General features: G+C 52.4%; 22 protein-coding genes. 6 read left to right on the top strand and 16 right to left on the bottom strand.

The window, feature by feature from the left end:
• Positions 1-133: 133 nt before the first annotated feature.
• Positions 134-1,048, bottom strand: a complete 915-nt coding sequence (locus ABEA66_RS10085) for a hypothetical protein (protein ID WP_345587451.1) — start codon at positions 1,046-1,048, stop codon at positions 134-136.
• A 161-nt stretch (positions 1,049-1,209) separates the two neighbouring features.
• Entirely contained in the window at positions 1,210-1,554 is a 345-nt protein-coding gene (locus ABEA66_RS10080) for a hypothetical protein (protein ID WP_079909998.1), read from the bottom strand.
• A gap of 400 nt (positions 1,555-1,954) precedes the next feature.
• Between ABEA66_RS10080 and asnB the strand changes: the two genes are divergently transcribed.
• Positions 1,955-3,799 (top strand): asparagine synthase (glutamine-hydrolyzing), encoded by a 1,845-nt coding sequence (gene asnB, locus ABEA66_RS10075; RefSeq protein ID WP_345587450.1) that lies wholly within the window; start codon positions 1,955-1,957, stop codon positions 3,797-3,799.
• Between the two features lie 111 nt (positions 3,800-3,910).
• On the opposite strand, the gene ABEA66_RS10070 is transcribed toward asnB, so the two are convergent.
• From ABEA66_RS10070 to ABEA66_RS10060, 3 genes are all read right to left on the bottom strand, one after another.
• Positions 3,911-4,537 (bottom strand): XTP/dITP diphosphatase, encoded by a 627-nt coding sequence (locus ABEA66_RS10070; protein WP_079909996.1) that lies wholly within the window; start codon positions 4,535-4,537, stop codon positions 3,911-3,913.
• Positions 4,518-5,282 (bottom strand): ribonuclease PH, encoded by a 765-nt coding sequence (rph, locus tag ABEA66_RS10065; protein WP_079909995.1) that lies wholly within the window; start codon positions 5,280-5,282, stop codon positions 4,518-4,520. The genes ABEA66_RS10070 and rph overlap by 20 nt, the downstream gene beginning before the upstream one ends.
• A gap of 268 nt (positions 5,283-5,550) precedes the next feature.
• Positions 5,551-6,597 (bottom strand): GerMN domain-containing protein, encoded by a 1,047-nt coding sequence (locus tag ABEA66_RS10060; RefSeq protein ID WP_345587448.1) that lies wholly within the window; start codon positions 6,595-6,597, stop codon positions 5,551-5,553.
• Between the two features lie 213 nt (positions 6,598-6,810).
• Between ABEA66_RS10060 and ABEA66_RS10055 the strand changes: the two genes are divergently transcribed.
• The 3 genes from ABEA66_RS10055 to ABEA66_RS10045 are packed head-to-tail and all read left to right on the top strand — an operon-like array spanning position 6,811 to position 7,595.
• Complete coding sequence (locus ABEA66_RS10055) at positions 6,811-6,957, top strand: hypothetical protein (protein WP_179135937.1); 147 nt, start codon at positions 6,811-6,813, stop codon at positions 6,955-6,957.
• Positions 6,906-7,019 carry a diguanylate cyclase domain-containing protein gene (locus ABEA66_RS10050; protein ID WP_345587447.1) on the top strand — a complete coding sequence of 38 codons (114 nt, stop codon included), beginning with the start codon at positions 6,906-6,908 and terminating at the stop codon, positions 7,017-7,019. Before ABEA66_RS10055 ends, ABEA66_RS10050 begins: the two co-directional genes overlap by 52 nt.
• Before the next feature lie 36 nt (positions 7,020-7,055).
• Positions 7,056-7,595 (top strand): phosphatidylglycerophosphatase A family protein, encoded by a 540-nt coding sequence (locus tag ABEA66_RS10045; protein ID WP_225948219.1) that lies wholly within the window; start codon positions 7,056-7,058, stop codon positions 7,593-7,595.
• A 65-nt stretch (positions 7,596-7,660) separates the two neighbouring features.
• Here ABEA66_RS10045 and ABEA66_RS10040 read toward each other — a convergent pair whose 3' ends face one another.
• The 7 genes from ABEA66_RS10040 to ABEA66_RS10010 form a co-directional block, all read right to left on the bottom strand.
• The gene (locus tag ABEA66_RS10040) at positions 7,661-8,590 is read right to left on the bottom strand and encodes a Ger(x)C family spore germination C-terminal domain-containing protein (protein WP_345587446.1); all 930 of its coding nucleotides are present in this window, start codon (positions 8,588-8,590) and stop codon (positions 7,661-7,663) included.
• Between the two features lie 63 nt (positions 8,591-8,653).
• Entirely contained in the window at positions 8,654-8,851 is a 198-nt protein-coding gene (locus tag ABEA66_RS10035) for a CLC_0170 family protein (protein WP_079909990.1), read from the bottom strand.
• Between the two features lie 44 nt (positions 8,852-8,895).
• Positions 8,896-10,122 carry a Ger(x)C family spore germination protein gene (locus ABEA66_RS10030; RefSeq protein ID WP_256865308.1) on the bottom strand — a complete coding sequence of 409 codons (1,227 nt, stop codon included), beginning with the start codon at positions 10,120-10,122 and terminating at the stop codon, positions 8,896-8,898.
• A complete protein-coding gene (locus tag ABEA66_RS10025; RefSeq protein ID WP_345587445.1) occupies positions 10,103-11,218 on the bottom strand; it encodes a GerAB/ArcD/ProY family transporter in 1,116 nt (371 codons plus the stop codon). The genes ABEA66_RS10030 and ABEA66_RS10025 overlap by 20 nt, the downstream gene beginning before the upstream one ends.
• Before the next feature lie 2 nt (positions 11,219-11,220).
• A complete protein-coding gene (locus tag ABEA66_RS10020; RefSeq protein WP_345587444.1) occupies positions 11,221-12,870 on the bottom strand; it encodes a spore germination protein in 1,650 nt (549 codons plus the stop codon).
• 254 nt (positions 12,871-13,124) lie between these two features.
• Entirely contained in the window at positions 13,125-14,096 is a 972-nt protein-coding gene (locus tag ABEA66_RS10015; protein WP_079909986.1) for an MBL fold metallo-hydrolase, read from the bottom strand.
• A gap of 10 nt (positions 14,097-14,106) precedes the next feature.
• A complete protein-coding gene (locus ABEA66_RS10010) occupies positions 14,107-14,847 on the bottom strand; it encodes a class I SAM-dependent methyltransferase (protein ID WP_345587443.1) in 741 nt (246 codons plus the stop codon).
• A 233-nt stretch (positions 14,848-15,080) separates the two neighbouring features.
• Between ABEA66_RS10010 and ABEA66_RS10005 the strand changes: the two genes are divergently transcribed.
• Together ABEA66_RS10005 and ABEA66_RS10000 are read left to right on the top strand one after the other, a co-directional pair.
• Entirely contained in the window at positions 15,081-16,292 is a 1,212-nt protein-coding gene (locus ABEA66_RS10005) for an ROK family transcriptional regulator (RefSeq protein ID WP_079909984.1), read from the top strand.
• A 126-nt stretch (positions 16,293-16,418) separates the two neighbouring features.
• The gene (locus ABEA66_RS10000; RefSeq protein ID WP_345587442.1) at positions 16,419-17,408 is read left to right on the top strand and encodes a formylglycine-generating enzyme family protein; all 990 of its coding nucleotides are present in this window, start codon (positions 16,419-16,421) and stop codon (positions 17,406-17,408) included.
• 138 nt (positions 17,409-17,546) lie between these two features.
• On the opposite strand, the gene ABEA66_RS09995 is transcribed toward ABEA66_RS10000, so the two are convergent.
• The 4 genes from ABEA66_RS09995 to ABEA66_RS09980 all read right to left on the bottom strand — a co-directional run bounded on the left by ABEA66_RS09995 (position 17,547) and on the right by ABEA66_RS09980 (position 23,040).
• On the bottom strand, positions 17,547-18,725 hold the full coding sequence (locus ABEA66_RS09995) for a DNA sulfur modification protein DndB (RefSeq protein WP_079909982.1): 1,179 nt from the start codon (positions 18,723-18,725) through the stop codon (positions 17,547-17,549).
• Positions 18,725-19,861, bottom strand: a complete 1,137-nt coding sequence (locus tag ABEA66_RS09990; RefSeq protein ID WP_079909981.1) for a DGQHR domain-containing protein — start codon at positions 19,859-19,861, stop codon at positions 18,725-18,727. Before ABEA66_RS09990 ends, ABEA66_RS09995 begins: the two co-directional genes overlap by 1 nt.
• 244 nt (positions 19,862-20,105) lie before the next feature.
• Complete coding sequence (locus tag ABEA66_RS09985; protein ID WP_377741201.1) at positions 20,106-21,518, bottom strand: (Fe-S)-binding protein; 1,413 nt, start codon at positions 21,516-21,518, stop codon at positions 20,106-20,108.
• A gap of 1 nt (position 21,519) precedes the next feature.
• Complete coding sequence (locus ABEA66_RS09980; protein ID WP_079909980.1) at positions 21,520-23,040, bottom strand: FAD-binding oxidoreductase; 1,521 nt, start codon at positions 23,038-23,040, stop codon at positions 21,520-21,522.
• Positions 23,041-23,082 lie beyond the last annotated feature (42 nt).

The following is a 23,082-nucleotide window of genomic DNA, read 5'->3' as shown; positions in this document are numbered from 1 at the left end:
CAAAAATTATCCATCACAATTTTCACGTTCTGACGAATAAGGGTGTTATGCTTGTCCCAAGGTCGTCAATATAACCATTCTATTATAACATATACCTTCATGTTTTCAAGTTGCAGTTCATCGAAAAAAATATTCAATCATGAAGTCTCGCCGTAAACGTCGCCGCGGCAAATTGCTGCATGATGCGATATGCCTGTTCCCACTGGAACATCAGCTCATTGGTAATGCCATACAGCTCGAATATTTCCTCCCGGTCCCCACTGTCGAAAACCCGTTCCAGCAGGACCAGATGAAATGCGGCGGCCCAGGCGTCAACGTTCTCGTTTTCCATCAGAAGCATCTGCCTGTAAATCGGGGTGCCGTATACGAAAGCCAGAAATTCGTTCCAGGTCTCTTCGGCAAAATAAGCCAAGGCCGGATGGCCTGTCTGGCTGTTTTCCCGGATCCGTTCCAAAATTTCGTTGATCTGCGGCGGGAATTGATCGAAATCGGACGGCGTATCCTCTATTTCGACAAAAAGCGTCTCCCCGTTTTTAGGCAGCCGCAGCATGCCGGACATTCCGCGAAGCTTTAGCGTTTGCAATGTTTTATACTGAATCATGGGATGCCGTTCCTCCGAACCCAGCCATTCAACCAGCCTCCCGTTAATGCCCGGATCGTCCAGAAGCGCCAATTGTCCCAAAGCAAGCAGCTGATGCTCCATGGATCCGGACTCACTCAGCATCCCGAGCAATTTGTCCGTATAGCCTCTGTCCTCTCTTGCCTTTGCGGCCACATGCTCCCGAAGCAAATCCTGCTCGGTATAGTCCTCTTGCTCTCCATCCGGCATTGCGGCAAGGGCATCGGGAAACATGGTCTGCAGCCATTGCAGCAGGGCCCGCCACTCCTCACTCGCTCTCTCATCCGGACTTTGACAGGAGAGCAGAAAGCTCAGCAGCTCAATGGCTTCGCCATATCGCTCCGTCTCCAGCATCCGGGTTAGCTCAAACTGATAAAATTCAACTGTTTTAGGAAATAGAATCACGTTATCCTTCGATTTTCCGGACAAAAGCACACCACCTAACCGACTTCTAAACCAAAGCCTCTATAAAAAGGAATTTCTTATGAACGTCAGTGTACCCCATTCGGGGACGGAAAGCAAAATCAGCGGTAACCCAACAGCAAAAACAGCGGAAGGAACGTCCTCCCGCTGTCAAACGTGCTAACGTATTAATAAATTTTCATAGCCGCTTGGATTAATTTGGCTTTAATGTTTGGATCCTGATCGATAAAGGCATACATCTTGTCCACGGCATCCTTATTTTGCAAATAATCCTTTTCGTTCTGAATCGCTTCATGAGACCATGCGAGAAGTGCTTTCTCGGCAGCTCCCAGCTCGTTCAGAGCCGTATGAAGACCTGTCTGCTCGATCAGCTCCTCTACCTTCTCCTGGTTGACAACACCCAGCAGCTGAACGGTAGCCAGCTTATTTTGAAAAGCCTCGTTCACTTTCTCAAAGTGCTCTTTGGCCTCTTTGTATTGGACTTGTGCTTTGGATAACTTCGTCTTCTTCATAACGTATGACCACCTCTTCTTCTTGATCGGTTCGGTAGGCTTTACAGCTTTCCGGCAACTTTGAGTTAAATCATCCTTTAGCCCGATATCCGTTAGCACCGCATAAGGCCGTATTGGCCAAGAAGATAAACAGAAGCGTCGCTTGATAACAACTTCTTCCCCTCGTGCCTCCATAAGGTTAGAGTGGGATAATCGCACTTGTTCTATTCATCTTGCATCGATTCTTGAATTTGGACCGCTAACGCATAGTGTAAACGGTATTTTCATTTTTGTCTATCTTTTCCTCTTGGAAGGACAGACATTTTACGATTCTGCCTGGCATAACCTTTAGCATCATGCTGTCGCTGTCGAAAAGCTTGTCATTTTGCAGAACAGAAACAACAGGAGAGGGATGAAGGCCATGTGCGGAATAACGGGATGGATTGATTGGCAAAAAGACTTGACTCAGTATCCGTCTATTCTCGAGCAGTTGACGGATACAATGACGAATCGAGGGCCTGACGCCTCCGGAACTTGGATTACACAGCATTGCGCGCTAGGACATCGCCGCTTGAGCGTGATGGATCCGGCTAACGGCGCACAGCCCATGGTCCGCAAATACGGAGACAACACGTTCTCTATCGTTTATAACGGCGAGCTGTACAATGCTCCCGAGCTCAAAAAGGAACTGGAGCAGCGCGGCCACAAATTTTATACAACCTGCGATACCGAGGTGCTTCTCGTCTCCTATATCGAATGGGGACGCGCATGCGTGGACCGGTTAAACGGCATCTTTGCCTTCGGCGTATGGAACTCGCTCGAGCAATCGTTATACCTGGTGCGGGACAGACTGGGCGTTAAGCCTCTTTTCTATTCCTATTCGAACGGGCGCCTGCTGTTTGGGTCCGAACCCAAAGCGATTTTATCACATCCGGACTTTTCCGCTCAAATCAGCGGCGAGGGACTCGCCGAAATCTTCGCAGTCGGACCGGCGCGTACGCCCGGGCACGGGGTCTATTGCAACATGTTTGAGCTGAAACCGGGACACTGCATGACGGTTGACCGCAGCGGCATGCAAATCCGCGCCTACTGGAAGCTTGAAAGCAAGCCGCATGAAGACGATGTCGATACCACCGCCGAACGGATACACGAGCTGCTCAAGGATACGGTAGAGCGTCAGCTGGCATCGGACGTTCCCATCTGCACCCTATTGTCAGGGGGTCTGGATTCCAGCGCATTGACGACGTTCGCAGCCAATTATTACCAAGAGCATAATATGGGCACAATTCATACTTATTCTATCGATTATGTAGATAACGACAAGCATTTTAAAGCCAATGCATTTCAGCCTAATTCGGATGCCCCATGGATACAAAGAATGACTGAATTTCTCGGCACCGAGCACCACTATATCGAATTCGATACGCCGGAGCTGGTAGAAGCATTAAAGACGGCCGTGTTCGCCCGTGACCTGCCAGGAATGGCGGATGTCGACGGTTCTTTGTACTTGTTCTGCCGTGAAATCAAAAAGGATGCGACTGTGGCCATTTCCGGCGAAGCCGCCGATGAAGTATTCGGGGGCTATCCCTGGTTTCATCGTTCAGAAGCCTTAAACGCCAATACGTTCCCCTGGTCCCTGGCAACCCGGGAACGCGTTAGCCTGCTTTCACCCGAGCTGGTCAATTGGGTTAAGCCCGAGCAGTACGTGCAGGAGCGCTACCGCCAAGCGCTGTCCGAGGTGCCGAGGCTTGCGGGCGAGGATCAGCAGCAGAACCGGATGCGGGAAATGTCCTATCTGAACATTACCCGCTTCATGCCGACCCTGCTTGACCGGAAAGACCGGATGAGCATGGCCGTCGGTCTCGAAGTCCGCGTTCCCTTCTGCGATCATCGGCTGGTCGAATATGTCTGGAACATTCCATGGGAGATCAAGACGTCCGGGGACAGGGAGAAGGGCATCCTTCGCAGAGCGCTCCGCGGCGTGCTGCCGGACGACGTCCTGACACGTAAAAAGAGCCCGTATCCCAAAACTCATAATCCCAGCTATTTGGCGGCGGTTCAAAGATGGGTGCTCGACATTCTGGATGATCCCGGCTCGCCGATCCTGCAATTCATTGACGCGCCCAAAATCCGCGCATTGGCGGAAGGGGACGCCAGCCAGTTCGATCTCCCCTGGTTCGGCCAGCTGATGACCGGTCCGCAGCTGTTCGCTTATCTCGCGCAGGTGGATACCTGGCTGCGTCATTATAAAGTTACCGTAAGATGAGGCCAATGACTGATGGCTCTAATAAACGCCTGCAAAGCACTGAACGATGAAAAGGATCGGTTCCGTTCCTGCATGAATCACACGCAGGAACGCGCCGGTCCTTTGCCGTTCTTACTTATTCTCAAGATCATCCCATAACGCCTGTATAGCCCTTCCGCGATGACTAATGGCGTTCTTCTGATCGATACTCAGCTCAGCCATGGTCTTATCCATTGCCGGGATGTAGAACAGAGGATCATAGCCGAACCCTTTATCTCCCCGCGGTGAGGAAAGAATCTCGCCTTCGCAGCTGCCTTCCACTGCGCTGACCACTTGCCCTCCGGCATCCACCAGGCAGATCGCCGATACGAAACGCGCCGGGCTCAATGATCTCGTCTGCTCCCCGTCGAAGCGAGGAAGCTTGGACAGCTCTTCGAGCAGCTTCCTGTTATTGGCCTCGTCATTAGAGGGCTCCCCCGCATAACGGGCTGAATAGACGCCGGGCTCGCCATTCAATCGGTCTACGCACAGGCCGGAATCGTCGGCAAGCGCCGGAATCCCCAGATGCAAGGCTATGGCGCGGGCCTTGATAAGCGCGTTCGCGGCGAACGTATCTCCATCCTCGATAATGTCCGGCATATCCGGATAATCGAGGAGGCTTTTGACCTCAATCCCTTTTTGCCGGAACAGCGGCTCGAGCTCCTTGACTTTCCCCGCATTCCGGGTAGCAACGACGATCTCAGACCCGAGATTCTTCATGTGCAGCTCTCCTGATGCGCTCGGAAATGTCCGGTCCCAAAGCGGTTACTTGCTCGGCGATCATCGACTGAATGCCGGTTTCCGCCAAGGCCAGCAGCTCATCGAGCTCCTGACGGGAGAACGGAGCTTCCTCGCCGGTTCCTTGAATCTCAACGAATTTGCCGAGTCCGGTCATGACGACGTTCATATCGACCTTCGCCTTGGAATCCTCCTCATAGTTCAAATCCAGACATGGCTCGCCATTCACTATCCCTACACTGACGGAACCGAGAAAATCGGTAATCGGGTATTTCGGCAAATGCTTTTCCCTGGCAATTTTATCGATGGCATAAGCCATTGCAATGAACGATCCGGTGATGGAGGTAGTGCGGGTCCCCCCGTCAGCTTGAATCACGTCGCAATCCAGGGTAATCGAGCGTTCTCCGAGAGCTTCCAGATTTACTACGGAACGCAGGGCTCTGCCGATCAAACGCTGAATCTCCATCGTCCGTCCCCCAAGCTTCCCCTTGGCGGACTCCCTCTGATTACGGACTTGGGTAGCCCGAGGCAGCATCGAATATTCCGCTGTGACCCAGCCCTTCCCTTGACCCTTCATGAAAGGAGGAACTCTCTCTTCGACGGTAGCCGTACAAATGACCTTCGTATCTCCTACCTCAATCAACACCGAGCCTTCGGCGTGCTTATTGTAATGGGTCGTAATAGTAACAGGACGTGTTTGGTTCGTTGCTCTCCCGTCGCTTCTCATACTGATTTTATTGCCTCCTTCATGCTATATGCAGTTCCCCCAAAGAAACAACGCGAACTCGCCCTTCCTTCCGCTCATAGGGAACAAAATTCAGGCAAAGCCCCGGTTCCGGGTTTTCTGACATCCACCATTGTACCAGAGTGGCTCATCGACTTCCAATTGTACCCTCCGGCTGCCAGGGTACGTAGTTCACCGAGGTCCGTCCTGTCCGCAATAAACAGGGCCATAAGGCAAAAGAAGAGAGCCTCTCGGCCCTCTTCTCGCTACGCTACATTTTCTGCGGATTGACCGTGGCTGGACGGAGGACCGGCTTGCTGTAGCTCTGGTTATCGCTGGCGCTGACCTTGCTGTCGCCGTTGACGGTAATCTGAACCTTGGTCGCAGCGCCTGTATTTTCGGTTAAGGAAAGAACGACCGCTTTTAACGCATCCGCAGGGGCTTTCTTATCGGGTCCCAGCACTTTATCGGAAAAATCGACCGTTATAACGTCATCCGCTTTTTTCACCTGCTTGAGCTCGGCCCCCGGCGTCATGACGGCCGAAAGCCCTTTTTTGCTATCGGGACCGGCAATCAGCTGCTCAACTACGGCCTGGGCTACATTATCCGTACGTTTGACAAGGCGGGTTACAGGGACATAATACTTGTAATTATCCTGATTTTGGCCAAGGAAGTAGAGTGTTACGGGTGTGGATTGACCATACTCTACATCTTCCGGCTTTTCAAGGTTAATCCCCATGGCTCGAGTCAACGGTTCGTCCATAGGAGTGCCTCCCTCCGGCATTTCCTTCAGCTCTTTTCCGTTAACGCGCAGCTGCACCTTCTCGATGGAAGGGAAACCGGTTAAGGTCCAGGTAATTCCCTCCAATATTTTACGCTCGTCCTGTACGTTATAGCTTGTGAAAGCTTCGGAGAAATCGACGATAGCCAGCTTCTGGTCCTTCACGATATCTATTCCTTTAATCTGCGTACCTTTGGAAATCAGCGGGGTGAAGCCTGTTGGCAGCTGGGAATTGGAGCGTCCGTCATCCACCATCGCTTCCAGCGCTTTTTTGGCTACCTCCACCGATCTTTCTACATTGAGCGATACAGGCACTACCAAACCGTTGCTGTCCTTGGCATATACCGTTACGGGCATCGGGTTCTGAATCACCGGTGCGGTTACGGGCTTGGCCGTCATGGCACTGGCATCGGCTCCGGTAGGCGGAGGATCGATCGATTGCGAATGTTCCTTCGTTCCCAAAACCGAGCAGCCCGAGGTGAGCAGCACTACGATGCTTCCTACCGCCGCCCACTGCGTCCATCTGTACTGTTTCATGGATGATTCCTCCTTGAATAAAAGGGTTGTTTGTCCTTTTTCTCTTATTCCCACTATACGAGGAGGAGACAAGTTTTATGACAACAATTTGTCCTCATTCGGGGTTCCTCCCCTTTAATGAAATGAATCCGTACCTTGTGGTAAAATAGGTTGCACGGCCCATGAATGTAACGGGGTTCCAGCCTGAATCTGGATCACTCCTTTGAAGAGGTGATGTCGATAGAGATCGACGGCATTGCAAAGCGAATCGCGGACGCGATCGACCAGCCATTTTTCATTGATCCATATACCGTTCGCATCGCTGCAGCATGGGCACGGCCGTCTACCCGGAGGATGGTCAAGAGGCTGACGCTTTGCTGAACTCTGCCGACGCAGCGATGTATCAAGCCAAGCGACAAGGCAAAAACTACTTTCAGTTTTAATTCAATCCCATTTGTTCCACAAGGAGGACTTCCTGTATGCCATATAATCTCGACTCGCAAAAAGTCGCCGAAGCGGCAAAAGAATGGTTAACCAAGCGAGGAGTAAGCTTGAACGATATCGCAGAATTGACCTTTTTCCTGCAAAAGGACTACTATCCAAACTTGTCTATAGACCAATGTATAGAGAGCATAGAGCGGGTACTTGAAAAGCGGGAGGTCCAAAATGCCATATTAACCGGTATCCAGCTGGATATCCTTGCAGAAGAAGGCAAGCTGCTCCCTCCGCTTCAAGACATGATATGGAACGACGAGGGACTCTATGGCTGTGACGAGGTGCTGGCCTTATCGATTGTGAATGTGTACGGCAGTATCGGATTCACAAATTTCGGTTACGTGGACAAGGTAAAGCCCGGCATTTTGAAAATGCTTAACGACAAAAACGGACCGCACAAGCATACGTTTCTGGATGATATTGTCGGGGCCATCGCTGCCGCGGCAAGCAGCCGTATCGCCCACCGCAAGCAAGCGGAAAAGGAAGCGGAGAGAGAGCAAGCCGGGCATAGAGACCAGCCGTAAGCTCGCAGGACAAGGCCAGAAGCTCCGTTATCCGGCAGCTCTGGCCTTTGCCGCTTAACCAAAGGCTAGGATGTGATGCGAACATCTACGCGAATATCCGCTCTTGCTAATGCAGCTCGCCAACGATCCGCTGTCCACACTCCTCTGTATTGCGAATTGATCACTCGCCCGATATCCAATGGATCGATCCGCTGCGCCTGCTGGCGGCGGAGCAGCTCGGTAAGCCGCTGCTCCAATGCTTCTTCCGCTGACACTCGCCCCCCGCTATCGAGGGCTGGACCGTCGTTCAATACAACCGTAACTTTCGCATGAAGCCTGGGTGATTTGAGATCGCCGTTCCCGCTCCATTGGACGCGGCAATCCATCCGGTGCAAGCCGCTTAGCTCCTTAACCGGAAGAACTCCTATCCCCTGATGGCCGTCCAGACAAGATAAAAGCTGCATTTCCTCCCGGGTATACCATGCCTCCGGTTTATCCCCCCGCATGACGGCCGTTTGAACGAGGACTTGTCCTGAATCGCCGGCGGGAGTAACAGATGGAAGGAAGCGATCCCGAGGGCCGTGATCCCGATAGGAATGAAAGGAATGTATCAGGTCATCCAAGAGCCGAAGCTCCGGCAGCCATGGCCCCATATCACGCTCTTGATTCAGCAGCGCTTCCGCAGATCCTTTTACCAAGGCGATGAGCGGCCGTTGACTCGGCAGACTTAGCTCACGCGGCAGCTGCTTGCCTCCAAGCGGAAGCCCGTTGCGGGCGACAAAAGCCTCCCCCACCAGCACAACCTGCTTTTCCCCCGCATCCCCTAGCGGCCTGATACCTTGCAGCCCCGTGATCTTCATAGTTCCTTGATCCGTAACATCAACAGCCAGCACCGGCGAGTCCATATCCTTCGGTGACATCGTCATAACCTTCTCCGAATGATGTTCCGCCGAACAGCCTGTCAGCAGCCATAACGCCGCTCCTATGAGAAGCCAGCCCTTTCCGATTGTCAACACATATGTTCCTCCTTCTATCTTTCCGTCCGGACAGCCCGTCCTCTTACCGGCTCCCTGATTCGCTTAATCCACGAACCAATTGACCCCTATTAACAAAATACCTAGGGTAATATTGATCCATCCGAGGATACGCGCCGCTTTCTGTTCTTTTGTCCAGGATTCCATCTCATACCCTTTGACATCGATAACCAGTATATAGAGCCCTGTAATTAACAATAGGGGGACGGAGTAGATTAGATAGCTCGAATAAGAAATCAGCAAGGCCCCTTCCCTCCATCCGACTATGTCTTGATTTCCGGCACCGCTTATCTGGCCTTCATTCCAACTCTGCGCATTCTTGATACCACTTCGACATCTACAGTCACTTCTTTATACATTTTTTGCCAGTTTTCTTCGGAATTGATTTCTTCATTCCAGTATTTGGGTTCCTTGGCCCTAACAAACTCGCCAAAGCCAAAAATGTCCGAGCCCGATTTTTGGGTCTTTTTTATCAATCCTTCAATAGCCTTCTTATAGGATTTCATATCCTCTTGCTCGATTTTTTTGAGCACCGCCGAGTTATTTGTGTAAATGGCCTCGCTCATTTTCTCCTCCAGATTGATTTCCGTAAAAACGGACAATTGGAAATGGGGAATACCGTTTACAATACGGACTTTCAACTTGGATTTGCGGCTGCTGGCAAATACCGTAACCGTCTTGGCCGGATTATCATCCAGCCGAATAAACGCCCGGTACCCTGCGGGATTCAGGCCTTTAATTCCCATGTAAGCGGCGATGTCGAACGGCTCTGTGGTTTCTATCATTTTGTCGTTTTTAAATAACGCCATTCCCTTGAGCTCCACATTTCCCGCTTTCATCAGCTCAATATAAGGCAGGAAGGCTTCCTGCCCTTTCTTGGAGCCGTTGCTCCAAAAAACACCAACGAAATCCGTCGGAAATTTGCCCGCCCTAACAGCTCCATCCAGGGTGGACAACAAGTACAGCGTCGGAACGCGTTCCAGCTTCGGGGCGGCCCTCATCAGCTGCTCGGCGTTTCCTTTGGAAACCATCATCCAGGCCGTTCGCCGGACCTCCGTGTTGCGTCTGAAATAATCATTCAAATTTTGCAGTCCTTTTCGCGCGAACGCATCCGATACTACGATCACGCGCAAATGCCCGAAAAAGAGCTTCGCGGAGAGCTGCTGCTGCAAGTTCATCAGCGCATCGTCAATGGTGTGGCCTACCACATCAATGACCCATACGGTGTCCCCTGAACCCTTGCCTGAAACTCCGGATTCGCCGGGGCCAAGCGGAATTTTACCGGGCAATGCTATCTGCGCCGCGACGCGAATCATGCTTTTCTCAGGAGCTGGAAATTTGTCGTGAAGGTGGGCAACCTCCTCCTCCTCTGACTCGGCCCCAGGACCGGCCAAATCCACCGAAACCCCAAGCACAATAGCTCTGTCCTCGATCTCCAATCGGTCCCAGCATCCGGTCAAGACAGGAAGGATAAGCAGCAGCCCGATGCCCAGCTTAAGGATTCTTATCGGCACCTTGACCAACCTGATCCCCTCTTTTCTTGCGGAGGATAGCTATTATCAACAGCAATCCCGGATAGGCAATCGTTACAAAAAGTCCTACCCGGCCTACATTCTGAATAATTTCGTACATTTGCAAAATATTCTCGGGCAGCATCGCCAAAATAAACACGAAGGGCAGAACAAAATAAGAAAAAAGATTATGGTTGCGTAAGCCGAACAGATTGCTCAAGGATCGAATGGTGAGGTAATAGCTGGAAAATAGCGTTGTAAACACCGCCGTTACCCATACCCCCAAAAACGCCGCATCCAACCGCTCCAAAATATTCGCAGGCAGCGAGGTCGTCTTGGCCAGCTCCAAGGTAGGCCAGAGCAGCAGCTTGGTCTCTTCGGCGCCGAATACTCCGATCGTTGCCGCTACAATCGTGATGTACAGCCCCCCGGAGATCAGGATAGCCCAAAGGCTGGATTTCATAGCCAAATGAGCTTGCCGCATGGAGGGAATGACGATCGTCATAATAAAGGAGCCCTGAAACAAGGCGGCTACGGTAAAAATACTCGATATGATCTTGCCGGAGAAATTTCCGTAAACAGGTTGAAGATTAATGGTATCCGCATTTTTTAAAGAAAGGGCAACGATCAAAAGAACCGGTACAAGAAGCATGGGGAAGTAAAAATTATGGATGTAAGCAAAGGTTCTCATATCCTGCCGGGTCGAGACAGCAGAAAGCAGCAGCATGACCAGTACGGTCACTTCCAAAGGCGTCCTCTTCAATACTGCCGTAATGACTACCTCTCCGAATTCACGTGCTGTAAGGGAAGTCAAAACAGCGAAGAACCCGATGATCAACAGGCTGCCGACGGCTGCGGGCCATTTGCCGATGATAGCAGGGCTGTACTCCACAATGGACTGGTTCGGAAATCGTATGCCGAGAATGGTAATGAGCCATAAGCCTGTAAAAGCAAGCAATGTCCCGAGCAAGGTGACCAATGGAGCTGCAGACCCCGCTTCACGTACGGCGAACAGGGGTAAGGGAAGAATCCCGACTCCAATGATCGTACTCACCAGAATCGTTGTCGCTTGAATCTTTGTGATCTGACGATAGAACATGGTTACCGCTCCTTCTTTCTCTGGTTCAATGGATCCAATACATTCTCAGAAGTGTTCTTCAGCTCATCCATGATGTTTGGAGCAGTCCTGGTATCATCGATTGTTTTCAGCATCTCCGGCCTGCTTTTAAACCACCAAAGCGGACTTCGGAACAAAAGATCCTTCATCCCTTTGAAATTGCCGGGGACAAGCGGGCTCAAATACGGAACTCCGAAGGACTTCAACGAGAGCAGATGGTTGGCTATTAAAATCAGCCCGATCATAATGCCGTAAAGTCCGAACAGCCCGGCCATGATAATGAGGGGAAACCGCAGCAGACGCAAAGCGAGCGCAGCGTTATAAGCAGGTGTAGCGAAGGAGCCAATCGTAGTCAACGCAATAATGACGACCGTAATCGGACTGGAAAATCCCGCCGATACCGCCGCCTGCCCAATGACGAGTACGCCGACAATGGATAAGGCGCCGCCAACCTGCTGTGGCAGCCTGATGGTCGCCTCCCGAAGCACTTCCATGGAAATCTCCATAATCAGCACTTCGATGATGGCCGGAAAAGGAACGCCGGAACGGCCGCCGGCTACTGCTACGGCAAATTCGGTTGGAATCAGCTCGGGATTAAAGGAAATGACGGCAACATACAAGGACGGAAATATTAACGAAAAGACGAGGGCAACGAGCCTCGCCATTCGTATGGAGCTCATGAGCAGAAATCTTTCATTATAATCTTCTACCGTTTGGTACAATTGGCTGAACACCGTCGGAACCATCAAGGCCATTGGAGAACCGTCAACCATGATGACAACACGGCCTTCCAGCATATTGGCGACGACTTTATCGGGCCTCTCCGTATACTGTACTTGCGGAAATGGAGACAGATGATTATCCTCGATATACTGCTCCAACACGCCGGAATCAAGCACTGAGCTCGTATCGATCTTGGACAGCCTTTTCTTCACTTCCTGCACAAGCTCCGGGTTCGTGATCCCGTCCATGAAGCATACGGCGACCTTGGACTTTGTTCTTTTGCCGATTTCCATCGTATGCATCCGAAAATCAGGCGATTGCAGCCTGTAACGAATCAGCGCAATATTCGTCCCAAGGAGCTCAATGAAGCCTTCGCGTGGACCGCGGATGACCATTTCCGTTGCCGGCTGATCGATCGATCTTTTATCAATATTGCGTGTCCCGATTAACAACGCCTCGTCAAGCCCCTGAACTACTACCACGGTTTCCCCGCGCACCAGGCCGTCCACCAATTTGTCCAGATGGCTTTCGAGCTTCCCTTCACTGTGATACATCACGTCGTTCAGCAGGATCTCCTTGAGCTGATGAGTTTCGATGCTCTTAGGCTCCAAATAGACAGGTGGCTGCATTAACGGCTTTAAAATATCCGTATTCACCGTATTTTGATTAATCATATTGGAAAAATACATCATTACCGCTTGAAACCGTCCAAACACATGAAAACGCCGAATCAAAAAATCGTCATTCTCGCCTAAAGCTTTGTTAATGAATTGAAGCGTATCCTCCATATTGCCGTTAACGGTTGCGGTCGAATTGCGTTCCGGAGATGGCGTCGGAGCGGAAGAAGTTTGTCGTCCGCCGGCCGGTTGGTTACCTTTTTGTTTCGTCCTGAACCACTTCAATATGGACATGCAAACGCCTCCTCACGATGCTGGCTGTGCTTTTCTTGAACGGAATTTAAGGGAAGACGGGGATATAGGTTCAATTATTGCCATATCATGAAGAGTACAAACATCGACACCATTCGATCCATACAAAACCCTGCCACAATGCGGGGACTTGCTTCGAAGCGGTTTCGGGAACTCAGCTGTAGGCATGATACGTAAAAAAAAGCATCCAGCCCTTTCATTCAAGGCTTGGATGCTTCCATTCAGCTATTGGCTATCTATAAGGTTTGATAATAGATCATTCCGTCCATCTCTATCTGCCGGACCCGTTCCTCCGAATTCAAATGGATCAAATGCGCCAGGGTTTCAGACAATGCGAAACGAAGCTGATGCAGAGTCAGACGGTCGCCGAAGGTCCTTCGGCAAACCTGGTATGCTGTCTGAGGGCTCTCCAATTGACCGCGCATATGCTCGAGCCGTTCTTCGTGGTGCTTGATCAGCTCCTGAGTACGTTTGCCCCAGGCTGCGAACGGTTCCCGGTGGCCGGGATATGCCCACTCGACCTCGTACTGCTTCATCTGCTCCAGACTTTGCAGGAAGCTGGCAAGCGGATTTTCGTCGATACCCGGCAAATAGCTAACATTCGGGGATATTTGCGGTAGAACATGGTCCCCGCACAGCATGGCTTTCGTATCGGCATGATAGAAGCAAATATGCCCCAAAGCATGGCCGGGCGTATGTATCGTCTCATACGTCAAGTCTCCGAGCCGGAAAGGCTCTCCGATCGTGATAAAAGATACCTCCGGTTGAGGAGACACCATCTCGACAAAGGTATCCAGATTGTCTTCCATTGGTCCCGCCAGCTCCTGCGGCATCCCATGAGCTGCAAAGAGCGAGAGCAGGGCTGCGGTCATCGGCTGCTTGTCTCCCCAAAGCAAGCGAGCCTGGTCATAACCGGCCTGGGATAACCGAACAGGCGCTCCCGAACGCTGCTGGAACCATCCGGCAAGCCCATAATGATCGGGATGATGATGGGTAAGCACGATTTGCTCGATATCCCTGTAGTCCAGTCTCAGCTCCCGCAAGACCTCCTCCCAGCATTGTACCGATGCCTCAGTATGCAGGCCCGGATCGACCAGGGTATAGCCGTTCGTTCCGCGAATCAGATAGCTGTTGACCCAGCGCAAAGGAAAGGGCAGAGGAACTTTCACCTGGATGTATGTCTCGTTGTGAATCGTATATGAGTTCATATCTTCGCTCCTACCCTCTTCTATGACCGACAAAAATCATTCTTTTGGATTCATTGCGGTCATATTCCGAAGCGTGATAATCTCCGTAAACATGGGTTACTTCCAAGCCGGATCGGTCAAGCATCTCCCGAAACGCTTCCAGCCCGTACAGCTTCACCTGCTCCAAATAAGTTCTTTCCACGGCATCCGAGTCTCTGACGACAATCGTTTTCTTAACAAAGCCGTCTTCAATCCTGCGGTTCTCTTCAATGGTAATGCCGCCTTCCATCCTCGAAGAAAAAGGCACCAGGTGCTGCTTCACATAATCCGGATTCATATAATCGATAATAAATTTCCCTTTGCTTTCCGGCGCAAGCAGGCGATATATCTCTCTCAGCACCCGTTCGTTTTCTTCATCATGCTCGAAATAACCGAACGAAGTAAATAAATTGACAACGGCGTCGAACGTCTCCGTCAACGGCACATTCCGCATATCCCCCTGAAGAAACCGCACTTCTTTATTTACATTCAGCTTGTTCGCTTCCATTAATAAAACACTGGATAGATCGACTCCCGTCACCTTGTAGCCGAAGTCGCGCAGCGCCATGGAATGACGCCCCATCCCGCAGCATAAATCAAGAACACTGGACTCCTGGGGCAGCTTTAGCCATTCAATCATCCGCTTTACCTCATGGTATGCCCCTTCCATATCCCGGTGCTTGTAGACGAGCAAATAATCGTCCCCGAAGCTTTTTCGATACCAATCTGACATGTTGTTCTCCTGTCTCCTTCCACTTGCTTGAACCCATTGCAGTAAAAACTACGGACGTTGCTCATCCGAACCGCATTATTCCTATCTTACCAAACTTTATAAGGATGTCACAATCCGGTCATTTGCTGCCGGAGCAGGCGGCAAGCCTTATGCTATGGTTAAGCCTTTACAACTGGTGTATAATTTATGCTTAAAGAAAGCCAAGGTTGATTTCGATAGGTTGGAGGTTATCGATGAGCTTGTTACCTATTCATGAAAGGATCGGCAGCCGCAAGCATAAAGAGATTTACGAACGGATCCGCAAACAGGGGACTGTGTCCAAGATCGAACTGCTGGAGCAAAGCCAAATGACGGGCAGTACGCTAACCCGTACGTTGGAGGAGCTGACGGCACAAGGCTGGCTGGTAGAGGCCGGATTCGGTGAATCCACCGGAGGCCGCAGGCCCATATTATACGAAACCAATCCTCAGGCAGCCTATGTATTCGGGCTGGATATATCGAGGATGAACTCCAAGCTGATCCTTTGCGATTTGCACATGAACAAGCTTGGTGTACAAAGCTGGGTCATGGATGAGACTATGACGCCTTCCCGGCTGCTGAAGGAAATCGCCGAAGCAGCCGAGCGGATGATGAAGGAGCACAATATCGCCGCCGAGGCTGTGCTCGGTATGGGAATCGGGGCAGTCGGTCCATTGGACCGGTCATCCGGCATCATTCTGGAGCCGTTATATTTCTCGGCGCCCGGCTGGCGCAACGTAGAGATTTGCGGGTATCTGGAGGGCCGTCTGGGATTCCCGGTGCTGCTGGATAACGGGGCTAACACGGCTATCATGGGTGAATCCTGGTCCGACCGGAACCGTGATTACCGACATTTGCTCTATGTTCATGCAGGGGTGGGCATACGCTCTGCCATGATGTCCAACGGCAAGGTTGTATATGGGGCTGTAGATATGGAAGGCTCCATCGGCCAAATGATTATCCAAACGGACGGGCCCCGAGTCGATGACCACGGCAATTACGGCAGTCTGCAATCCTATGCTTCCATTCATGCATTGGAGCAGCAGGCGCGCTCCCGGTTAAAGCAAGGAAGGGAAACCTCCCTCCGTTATAAGGAAAGCAACCCGGAGCACATTCATTTTATGCACTTGCTGGAAGGCCTCAAGGAGCATGATCCGCTTACAGTAGAAATCTTCGCCCAGGCAGCCACTTATTTCGGCATCGGCTTGTCCAACCTGATTAACATCCTTCATCCGGAAAAGGTGATTCTGGGCGGATCCCTGATCAGCAGCGATCCCAGCTTCTTTCAAATCGCTACCCGGGTCGCCATTCGCAACACCTATTACTACCCGGCTTATCAGGTGGTATTCAGCCTGGGGCATCTTGGTGAGGAAGCGCTTGTTACCGGTGCGGCTATTATGGTCATCAATCAGCTTACAGAGCTTTAAATAGGAATACGCTTCACAAAACTCTTAGCGTATGCTTTCGTAGCCAGTTTTTGCTTCACAAAACTCTTAGCGTATGCTTTCGATGCTAGTTTTTGCATACGCAAAAACTCTAAGGAGGACAACCCAATGAACGAAACATCCAAGCCATCCTGCTGCTCCACCAGCCGAAATGAGGTCCCATCCGACAAGCAGACGATATCTCTGGACAGTCTCCAAAAGAGCGCCGGGGATGCAGGGGCTCATTCTTCCCGGGACCCTCTGGAAGGCATGATCTATTTGGAGGGCGGGACGTTTTTGATGGGAACCGATGATCAGGAGGGGTTCCCTCAAGACGGCGAAGGGCCTGTCCGACCTGTCACCATAGATCCGTTCTACGTCGATCCCTGCACCGTCAGCAATGCCGAATTCGCCCGGTTTGTTCAAGAGACCGGTTACCAAACGGAAGCAGAAAAGTTCGGCTGGTCGTTCGTGTTCCATTTGTTCGTATCGGAGCAAACGGCTGCGAATGTAAAGCATGTCGTGCAGCGGACCCCCTGGTGGTGGAATGTCGAAGGGGCGGACTGGGCCCATCCGGAAGGGCCGGATTCCTCCATCGAGGACCGCATGGACCACCCTGTCATCCACGTTTCCTGGAACGACGCCCATGCCTACTGCCGTTGGGCGGGCAAACGGCTGCTGACGGAGGCGGAATGGGAATACGCCGCCCGGGGCGGTCTGGAGCAAAAGCGTTATCCGTGGGGCGATCTTCTCAAACCGGGCACGGAGCATCTGTGCAACATTTGGCAAGGGAAGTTCCCGGAGAAAAACAATATGAGCGATGGTTATGCCGGAACTGCACCTGTCCGCTCCTTCCCGCCCAACGGCTACGGACTGTACAATGTTGCGGGCAACGTTTGGGAATGGTGCGCTGATTGGTTCAGCCCGACCTGGCATCTTAACGAGCCCCGCACGAATCCTAAAGGTCCGGAAAAAGGCACCTCCCGCGTCATGAGGGGCGGCTCCTACTTATGTCATAAATCCTATTGCAACCGTTACCGGGTCGCAGCGCGCAGCTCCAATACGCCGGACAGCTCCGCAGGCAATATGGGCTTCCGCTGTGCGGCCGATGCGAAATAATCTGTTGCACCTACAGGAGATTGGCCGTAGAATAACGGATGTGATATTCGCCCAAACCGGCTTATAGGCTTATAGAAAATGAAAAAAAATCCGTGAGAAACAGGAACGTTTCTTCACGGATTTTTGGCTTTAACGGGTTTATGCTGTCGATGCTTCGTCTCCGGCATCGACAGGCTCGCCGTGCATTTCACGGAACAGCTGTACCAGCTTGCCGTGCTTGCGCAGCGACTTCTCATGAATCAGATTCAGCTTGCCGTTATCGAGAGTGCCGAAGCGTTCAATCAGCAGCTCATTCTCGTGAGTCCAGTCGAAGCCCTCAAAGATGCTCAGACAGGACGTCCAGTTCTTCGTATACTTCCCGTCCACAAACAGATGTCTATGAGCATACAGGGCGATACTTTCCTGCATGGCCCGGCTGGCCGAGCTGTATTGAGGCAGTCCAGGCTGCTCCGGCATTAATGGCAAGAGTGTGCTGAAGTATTGATGAAGAATCTCAATATGCGTCGAAGGGTCCTGACGGATTTTGCGCGCCATTTCGTAGGACGGCTGCATTTTTCCCGTAAACAGCATAGTAGCTGTGGAATACAGCCAGCTGAACGAAGTGAAGTTTTTATTATAGGAAGTCAGGTTTCCTCTGCGTTCAACACCGGCACCCTTCAGGAATACATTATGATCCACGACTTGCTGAATCACCAGGTTCAGCGGATCGATGCTGTCAAACGAATGGCCGAGCTCTTTGCTGACAAGCTGCACCTTGGAGTTAATATCGCCGAACAGCTGCTTCTCTTCCTCTTCACTCAAGCCGATGTAAATTTGCACAGCCAGCTCGCTCTCCACCAATTCCAGACGGCGGCGTTCGATTTGCTCGACAAGCCCTTCCATCTGCTCAAGCTCCAGCCTTACTTCCTCACTGTCTGGCATACGGCGCTGCTTGATTTTCAGAGCTGCCGCCTTCTTCTCATGGCTGCGCACTTCCTTCAGCAGCTGCTCGTTAACATAGCCAAGAGCCAGAATCCGGTGCTGGCCGTCCAAAATGCTGAGCTTGGAGCCGGGACGAAGGAACAAGCCTTTGTCCGTTTTGGCAAGGGAGCTTACTTCACGCAGGGATAGCGTAACAGGTCCGAAAAAGACGCGGTCCAGCTCCCGCTCCTGCAAGTAATTGGATATTTTGCGGCGTTGGCCGGCGCTAAGCTTGCGTTGAACCATCGGGTCAATCGTCGTATAGTTCAGCAAATCCTGCACTTGAATAGCCACTGTGGCCAATCCGAATTTTTCACAAAACGGGTGAATCGTCATTTTAAGGCAAAGTCCATCCATTAGCCGACGTCCTCCTTATCGCGAATCAAGAACACGTGATGCTCCTGAAAGAAATCCTTAATGTATTGGTAAGCCTTCATGATACGCGAACGTCTAGGCAGCCGATCCTTCTCATCGCCTACGTAGATCGCATTCCAATCGATATGAGGCAATATCTTCATCGTATATTCCAGCGCGTAGCGGTTGAAGGTCCCTGTCTTGGTCACTTCGTCATGGAAGAACAGAGCCATCGCGATTTGCAGATTTTCCGTCCAGCACAGCTCGCCCTTTTCAGGCTCCGGCAAGTAACGAAGCATGACGTCGAAGTAGTAGGAAGCAAGCTTGAAATGCTCTTCAATCTCACTGTCGCTGAAATAGTAGCCGTTGTTGCGGGCAGCCGATTTCAACCGACCTTCGAACAGGCCGCACAGGATTTCAACCAGCAGGTGGTAGGAGAATAAAAACTCCGGACCTTTGCCCCGCTCCGTAAACATATCCACCGTAATTTGCTTCATCGCCGGGGCTTCAGCCGCCAAATGCGTCGCCAGCACATGGTAAAATCTGCGCTGCTCGCGCAGCACGGCCAGATTGCCGCCGATTTTACGCGGAAGCTTGTTGATGTCGGAGAACAGCTGGCGTTCTTGGCGAGCGTTAATATCCAGATAAATCATCGTGGACATCGGGAACGTGTACAGCTTGCTCAGCTTATCCGTAATTTCTTCCATCCGGTCGTATTCTCTGCGGTCCTTGGCGCGGGCCATATTGCTTTGCAGCGTTTCCATAATTCTCCGGAAGGCGGCCAGACGATGCTGTCCGTCTACCACATACAGCTTTTCAATCGCTTGAAGCCGGTATACCTGCTGATCGGCATCATATTCTCCGGCACCCCGCGCCGAAAGAATAATCCCCGGAAAATAAATGCCTTGCTGATGATCCAGGTACAGCATGATATAGTCCATCAGCTTGGATAAATTTTGTGGAACAATGGCGCGCTGCACTTCCAAATCCACTTCATAAATGGAAAACAGCTTGCTCATTGGCAGCGTTGTGGACAATGTCGTTTGCCCGAACGTCCTGGAAACTGCGCCCGGAATCTCGATGTACGATGATGCTTTTTGCTCCGCCAAAAGTTCAGACAGAGATGAAATGGGATCCATTCGTTCTTCCTCCTTCAAATAGGTATATTGCTATAGATATATATTACTATAATAGGTTCATATAGTTCCATTATACACCGAAATATCATGAAACATTCAGTATTCCGGCAGAATCTTACTCGTTTACTAAAAGTTATTCGCGATTAAGGCCCGATATTCTGGTACAAGCTTCTTGACTTTTTTGACAAAAGCAGAAAAAGCTTACCGGATGGTAAGCTTTTTTTTCTTGGGATATGGATACCGGTTAGCTCTTGGCGTCCGACGCGTCCAGAGATTCCGCCAGCAAGTCGACCAGATGCACGGCCTTCATTCGATCCTCACAGCCCGCACGGACAATGCCCCATTTCATCTGGAGCAGGCAGCCCGGGTTGGCCGTGACGATATATTGCGCCTGTGTGGCATCCACATGCTCCATCTTGTGATCGAGCACATCCGCAGACATCTGCGGCTGTGTCAGATTGTAGATACCGGCCGAGCCGCAGCAACGGTCCGCGCCCTGCAGCTCGTTCAGGCGGACGCCCGGAATCGACTGCAGAAGGGTGCGGGGCTGCTGCTGGACCCGCATGACGTTGCGCAGGTGGCACGAATCCTGATAGGTGACCACCTGCGGCTTCTCCCGCTGCACCGCCTTCAGCGGCAGCGGAAGCCCCTCATCGACGAGCAGCTCGGCGATGTCCTTGACCCGGCGGGCAAACTCGCCCGCCGCCGTGGAATACGACTCCTCTGCGGCAAGCAGATGGTCGTATTCCTTCAGGCTCGCGCCGCAGCCGCCGGCGTTGCTCGCCACATAATCGACGCCCGCTGCGCGGAAGGCGTCGATGTTCTCGCGGGCGAGGCGGCGTGCCGACGCCGTTTCGCCCGCGTGGGCGTGCAGCGCTCCGCAGCAGGTTTGCGAGGTCGGAATGACGACCTCGAAGCCTGCCTCGCGGAGCAGCCGGACCGTGTTCACGTTCGTCGACGTGAACAGCACATCCATGATACAGCCGCGAAAAAGCCCGACGCGGCCGCGTTTGACGCCGCCGGCAGGAGGGATGACCAGCATGCGGCCTTCGCCGCTTGCGGTCGCTTCCCAGGCCGCCGGCAGACCGAGCTTCTCCCAGGCGCGGATCACGCCGTCGGAGGACCCTTCCGGCAGAATCGCTTCCATCTGCCTCATATGCTCGGGGAACAGGCCCATGATTCCGCTTTTCTGCGTCAGCTTCTGCAAGCCGGAGCGCTGATACAGCTTAAGCATCCCTCCCAGCAGCCGCATCCGGCTATGGTTAGGAAACAGCCGTTCCATGAACAAGGTGCGGATGGCCTTCACGTGCCAAGGGTGCTGCGCTTCGGAAGCGATAGCCTCCCGCGCCTGCTCGATAAGCTGGCCGTATTTCACGTCCGACGGGCAGGCAGGTTCACAGGCACGGCAGCCAAGACACAGGTCCATCTGCTCCTGGAAGCGGCGGTCGGGCTCCATAAAGCCGTCCGACACGGCTTTCATGAGAGCAATTCGTCCCCTTGGCGACGCAGCCTCCAGCCCCGTCTCATTGAAGGTCGGACAGGCCGTCTGGCAGAAGCCGCATCGCATACAATTGGTCAGCTGGTCCGTGTCCAGCGTAAGCTTCAGCCTCTCCGCAAGCTTGTGCTGGTGAGAGGCTTCCCGTTCCGTCATCGCCATATTACGCCTCCTCCTGACCGGCCGGCTTCGCCGTCTGTTCCTTCTGCGGATAGCGGCCCTCCTGCTTTCCTGCAGCCGTTTCTTCTTGAGCCTCGTGGCGGTCGCCATGGGACGCATCGCTAAATACAATCCGCTTGCGCGTCTCGGCGAACAGCTTGCCGGGATTCAGCAGCTGATCCGGGTCGAAGGCTTCCTTCAAACGCTTCATAATGTCGATGCCCGAAGCGCCGACCTTCCACTCCAGATACGGGGCCTTCACCATGCCGACGCCATGCTCCCCGGTTATCGTCCCTCCCATCCGAATGGCGGCCTCGAATATTTCCTCGAAGGCCTGCTCCACCCGATGAATCTCTTCCTTATTGCGCGCATCGGTCATCGCCGTAGGATGCAGATTCCCGTCGCCGGCATGGCCGAACGTGCAGATTTGTACGTTATACTTATCGGCAATTCGCTGAACCTCCAAGACCATCTCAGCAATCCTGGATCTAGGCACGGTTGCATCCTCCAGGATCGTCGTGGGGCGCAAACGGGACAGAGCCGCCAATGCGCTTCGTCTCGCCTCCATGACCTTGGCGCCTTCCTCCGGAGTTGAGGCTACCTTGACCTCTATAGCGCCTTCCTGGCGGCAAATCGATTCGATCAGCTGCAAATCCCGCTCCACCAGGCTCTCATCGCCATCCTGCTCAATTGCCAGTATCGCTTCGGCATCTACGGGAAGGCCGATGCGGGCAAAATCCTCGACGACGCGAATCGTCGCGCGATCCATAAATTCCAGCGTACACGGCGTAATCCGGTTGGCCACAATCTGCGAAACCGAGCGTGCTGCGGAGGACAGATCGCTATAAATGGCGACCATGGACCGCCGAAAGGCCGGCTTGGGGACCAGCTTCACCGTCGCCTCGGTAATGATGGCGAGCGTTCCTCCGGACCCGACCAGCAATCGGGTCAAATCGTATCCGGCGACGTCCTTCACCAGCTTGCCGCCTGTTCGTAAAATATCTCCATTGGCCAGCACTGCTTCCAGCCCGATCACATAGTCCTTGGTCGTTCCGTATTTCAATCCGCGAAGGCCCCCAGCGCCGAGCGCAATATTGCCCCCCATCGTACATATAATCATGCTGCTGGGGTCGGGAGGGTAAAATAATCCCGTTGCCTCAACCGCATTGTGAAACTGCTTCGTATTGAGGCCGGTTTGGAACGTTGCCGTCAAATTGTCCTGATCGATCTCCAACAGCCGATTCATTCTCGTCATCACCATGACAAGTCCGCCTTGTACCGGTACGACGCCTCCGCACAGATTGCTGCCGGCTCCTCTGGCAATAACGGGAACCTTGTTCTGTGCGCACACCTTCATAATCGCGGATACCTCCTGCGTGGACGATGGAAAAATAACTCCGTCCGGCAGTGATTGATATAACGGCGTCGCGTCGTAGCTGTAGGAGACGAGGGATTCGGTATCGTCCTTAAACCAGCTCGGCCCGACAATGCCTTGCAGTTGCTCTCGAACAGTTGAGGATAGCACTGGATATAACCTCCCGGGATATTGTTTCTCTTGGAACCTTCA

Source organism: Paenibacillus vulneris, assembly GCF_039543185.1.
Taxonomy (GTDB): domain Bacteria; phylum Bacillota; class Bacilli; order Paenibacillales; family NBRC-103111; genus Paenibacillus_S; species Paenibacillus_S vulneris.
Note: the sequence above shows the minus strand (reverse complement) of the source record. Positions and strands in the feature narration are given on the sequence as shown.

Coding starts and splice junctions, on each gene's coding strand:
- ABEA66_RS10080 (WP_079909998.1), bottom strand. CDS start 1,554: ATGAAGAAGACGAAGTTATCCAAAGCACAAGTCCAATACAAAGAGGCC.
- asnB (WP_345587450.1), top strand. CDS start 1,955: ATGTGCGGAATAACGGGATGGATTGATTGGCAAAAAGACTTGACTCAG.
- ABEA66_RS10070 (WP_079909996.1), bottom strand. CDS start 4,537: ATGAAGAATCTCGGGTCTGAGATCGTCGTTGCTACCCGGAATGCGGGG.
- rph (WP_079909995.1), bottom strand. CDS start 5,282: ATGAGAAGCGACGGGAGAGCAACGAACCAAACACGTCCTGTTACTATT.
- ABEA66_RS10060 (WP_345587448.1), bottom strand. CDS start 6,597: ATGAAACAGTACAGATGGACGCAGTGGGCGGCGGTAGGAAGCATCGTA.
- ABEA66_RS10055 (WP_179135937.1), top strand. CDS start 6,811: ATGTCGATAGAGATCGACGGCATTGCAAAGCGAATCGCGGACGCGATC.
- ABEA66_RS10050 (WP_345587447.1), top strand. CDS start 6,906: ATGGGCACGGCCGTCTACCCGGAGGATGGTCAAGAGGCTGACGCTTTG.
- ABEA66_RS10045 (WP_225948219.1), top strand. CDS start 7,056: ATGCCATATAATCTCGACTCGCAAAAAGTCGCCGAAGCGGCAAAAGAA.
- ABEA66_RS10025 (WP_345587445.1), bottom strand. CDS start 11,218: ATGTTCTATCGTCAGATCACAAAGATTCAAGCGACAACGATTCTGGTG.
- ABEA66_RS10020 (WP_345587444.1), bottom strand. CDS start 12,870: ATGTCCATATTGAAGTGGTTCAGGACGAAACAAAAAGGTAACCAACCG.
- ABEA66_RS10015 (WP_079909986.1), bottom strand. CDS start 14,096: ATGAACTCATATACGATTCACAACGAGACATACATCCAGGTGAAAGTT.
- ABEA66_RS10010 (WP_345587443.1), bottom strand. CDS start 14,847: ATGTCAGATTGGTATCGAAAAAGCTTCGGGGACGATTATTTGCTCGTC.
- ABEA66_RS10005 (WP_079909984.1), top strand. CDS start 15,081: ATGAGCTTGTTACCTATTCATGAAAGGATCGGCAGCCGCAAGCATAAA.
- ABEA66_RS10000 (WP_345587442.1), top strand. CDS start 16,419: ATGAACGAAACATCCAAGCCATCCTGCTGCTCCACCAGCCGAAATGAG.
- ABEA66_RS09995 (WP_079909982.1), bottom strand. CDS start 18,725: ATGGATGGACTTTGCCTTAAAATGACGATTCACCCGTTTTGTGAAAAA.
- ABEA66_RS09990 (WP_079909981.1), bottom strand. CDS start 19,861: ATGGATCCCATTTCATCTCTGTCTGAACTTTTGGCGGAGCAAAAAGCA.
- ABEA66_RS09985 (WP_377741201.1), bottom strand. CDS start 21,518: ATGGCGATGACGGAACGGGAAGCCTCTCACCAGCACAAGCTTGCGGAG.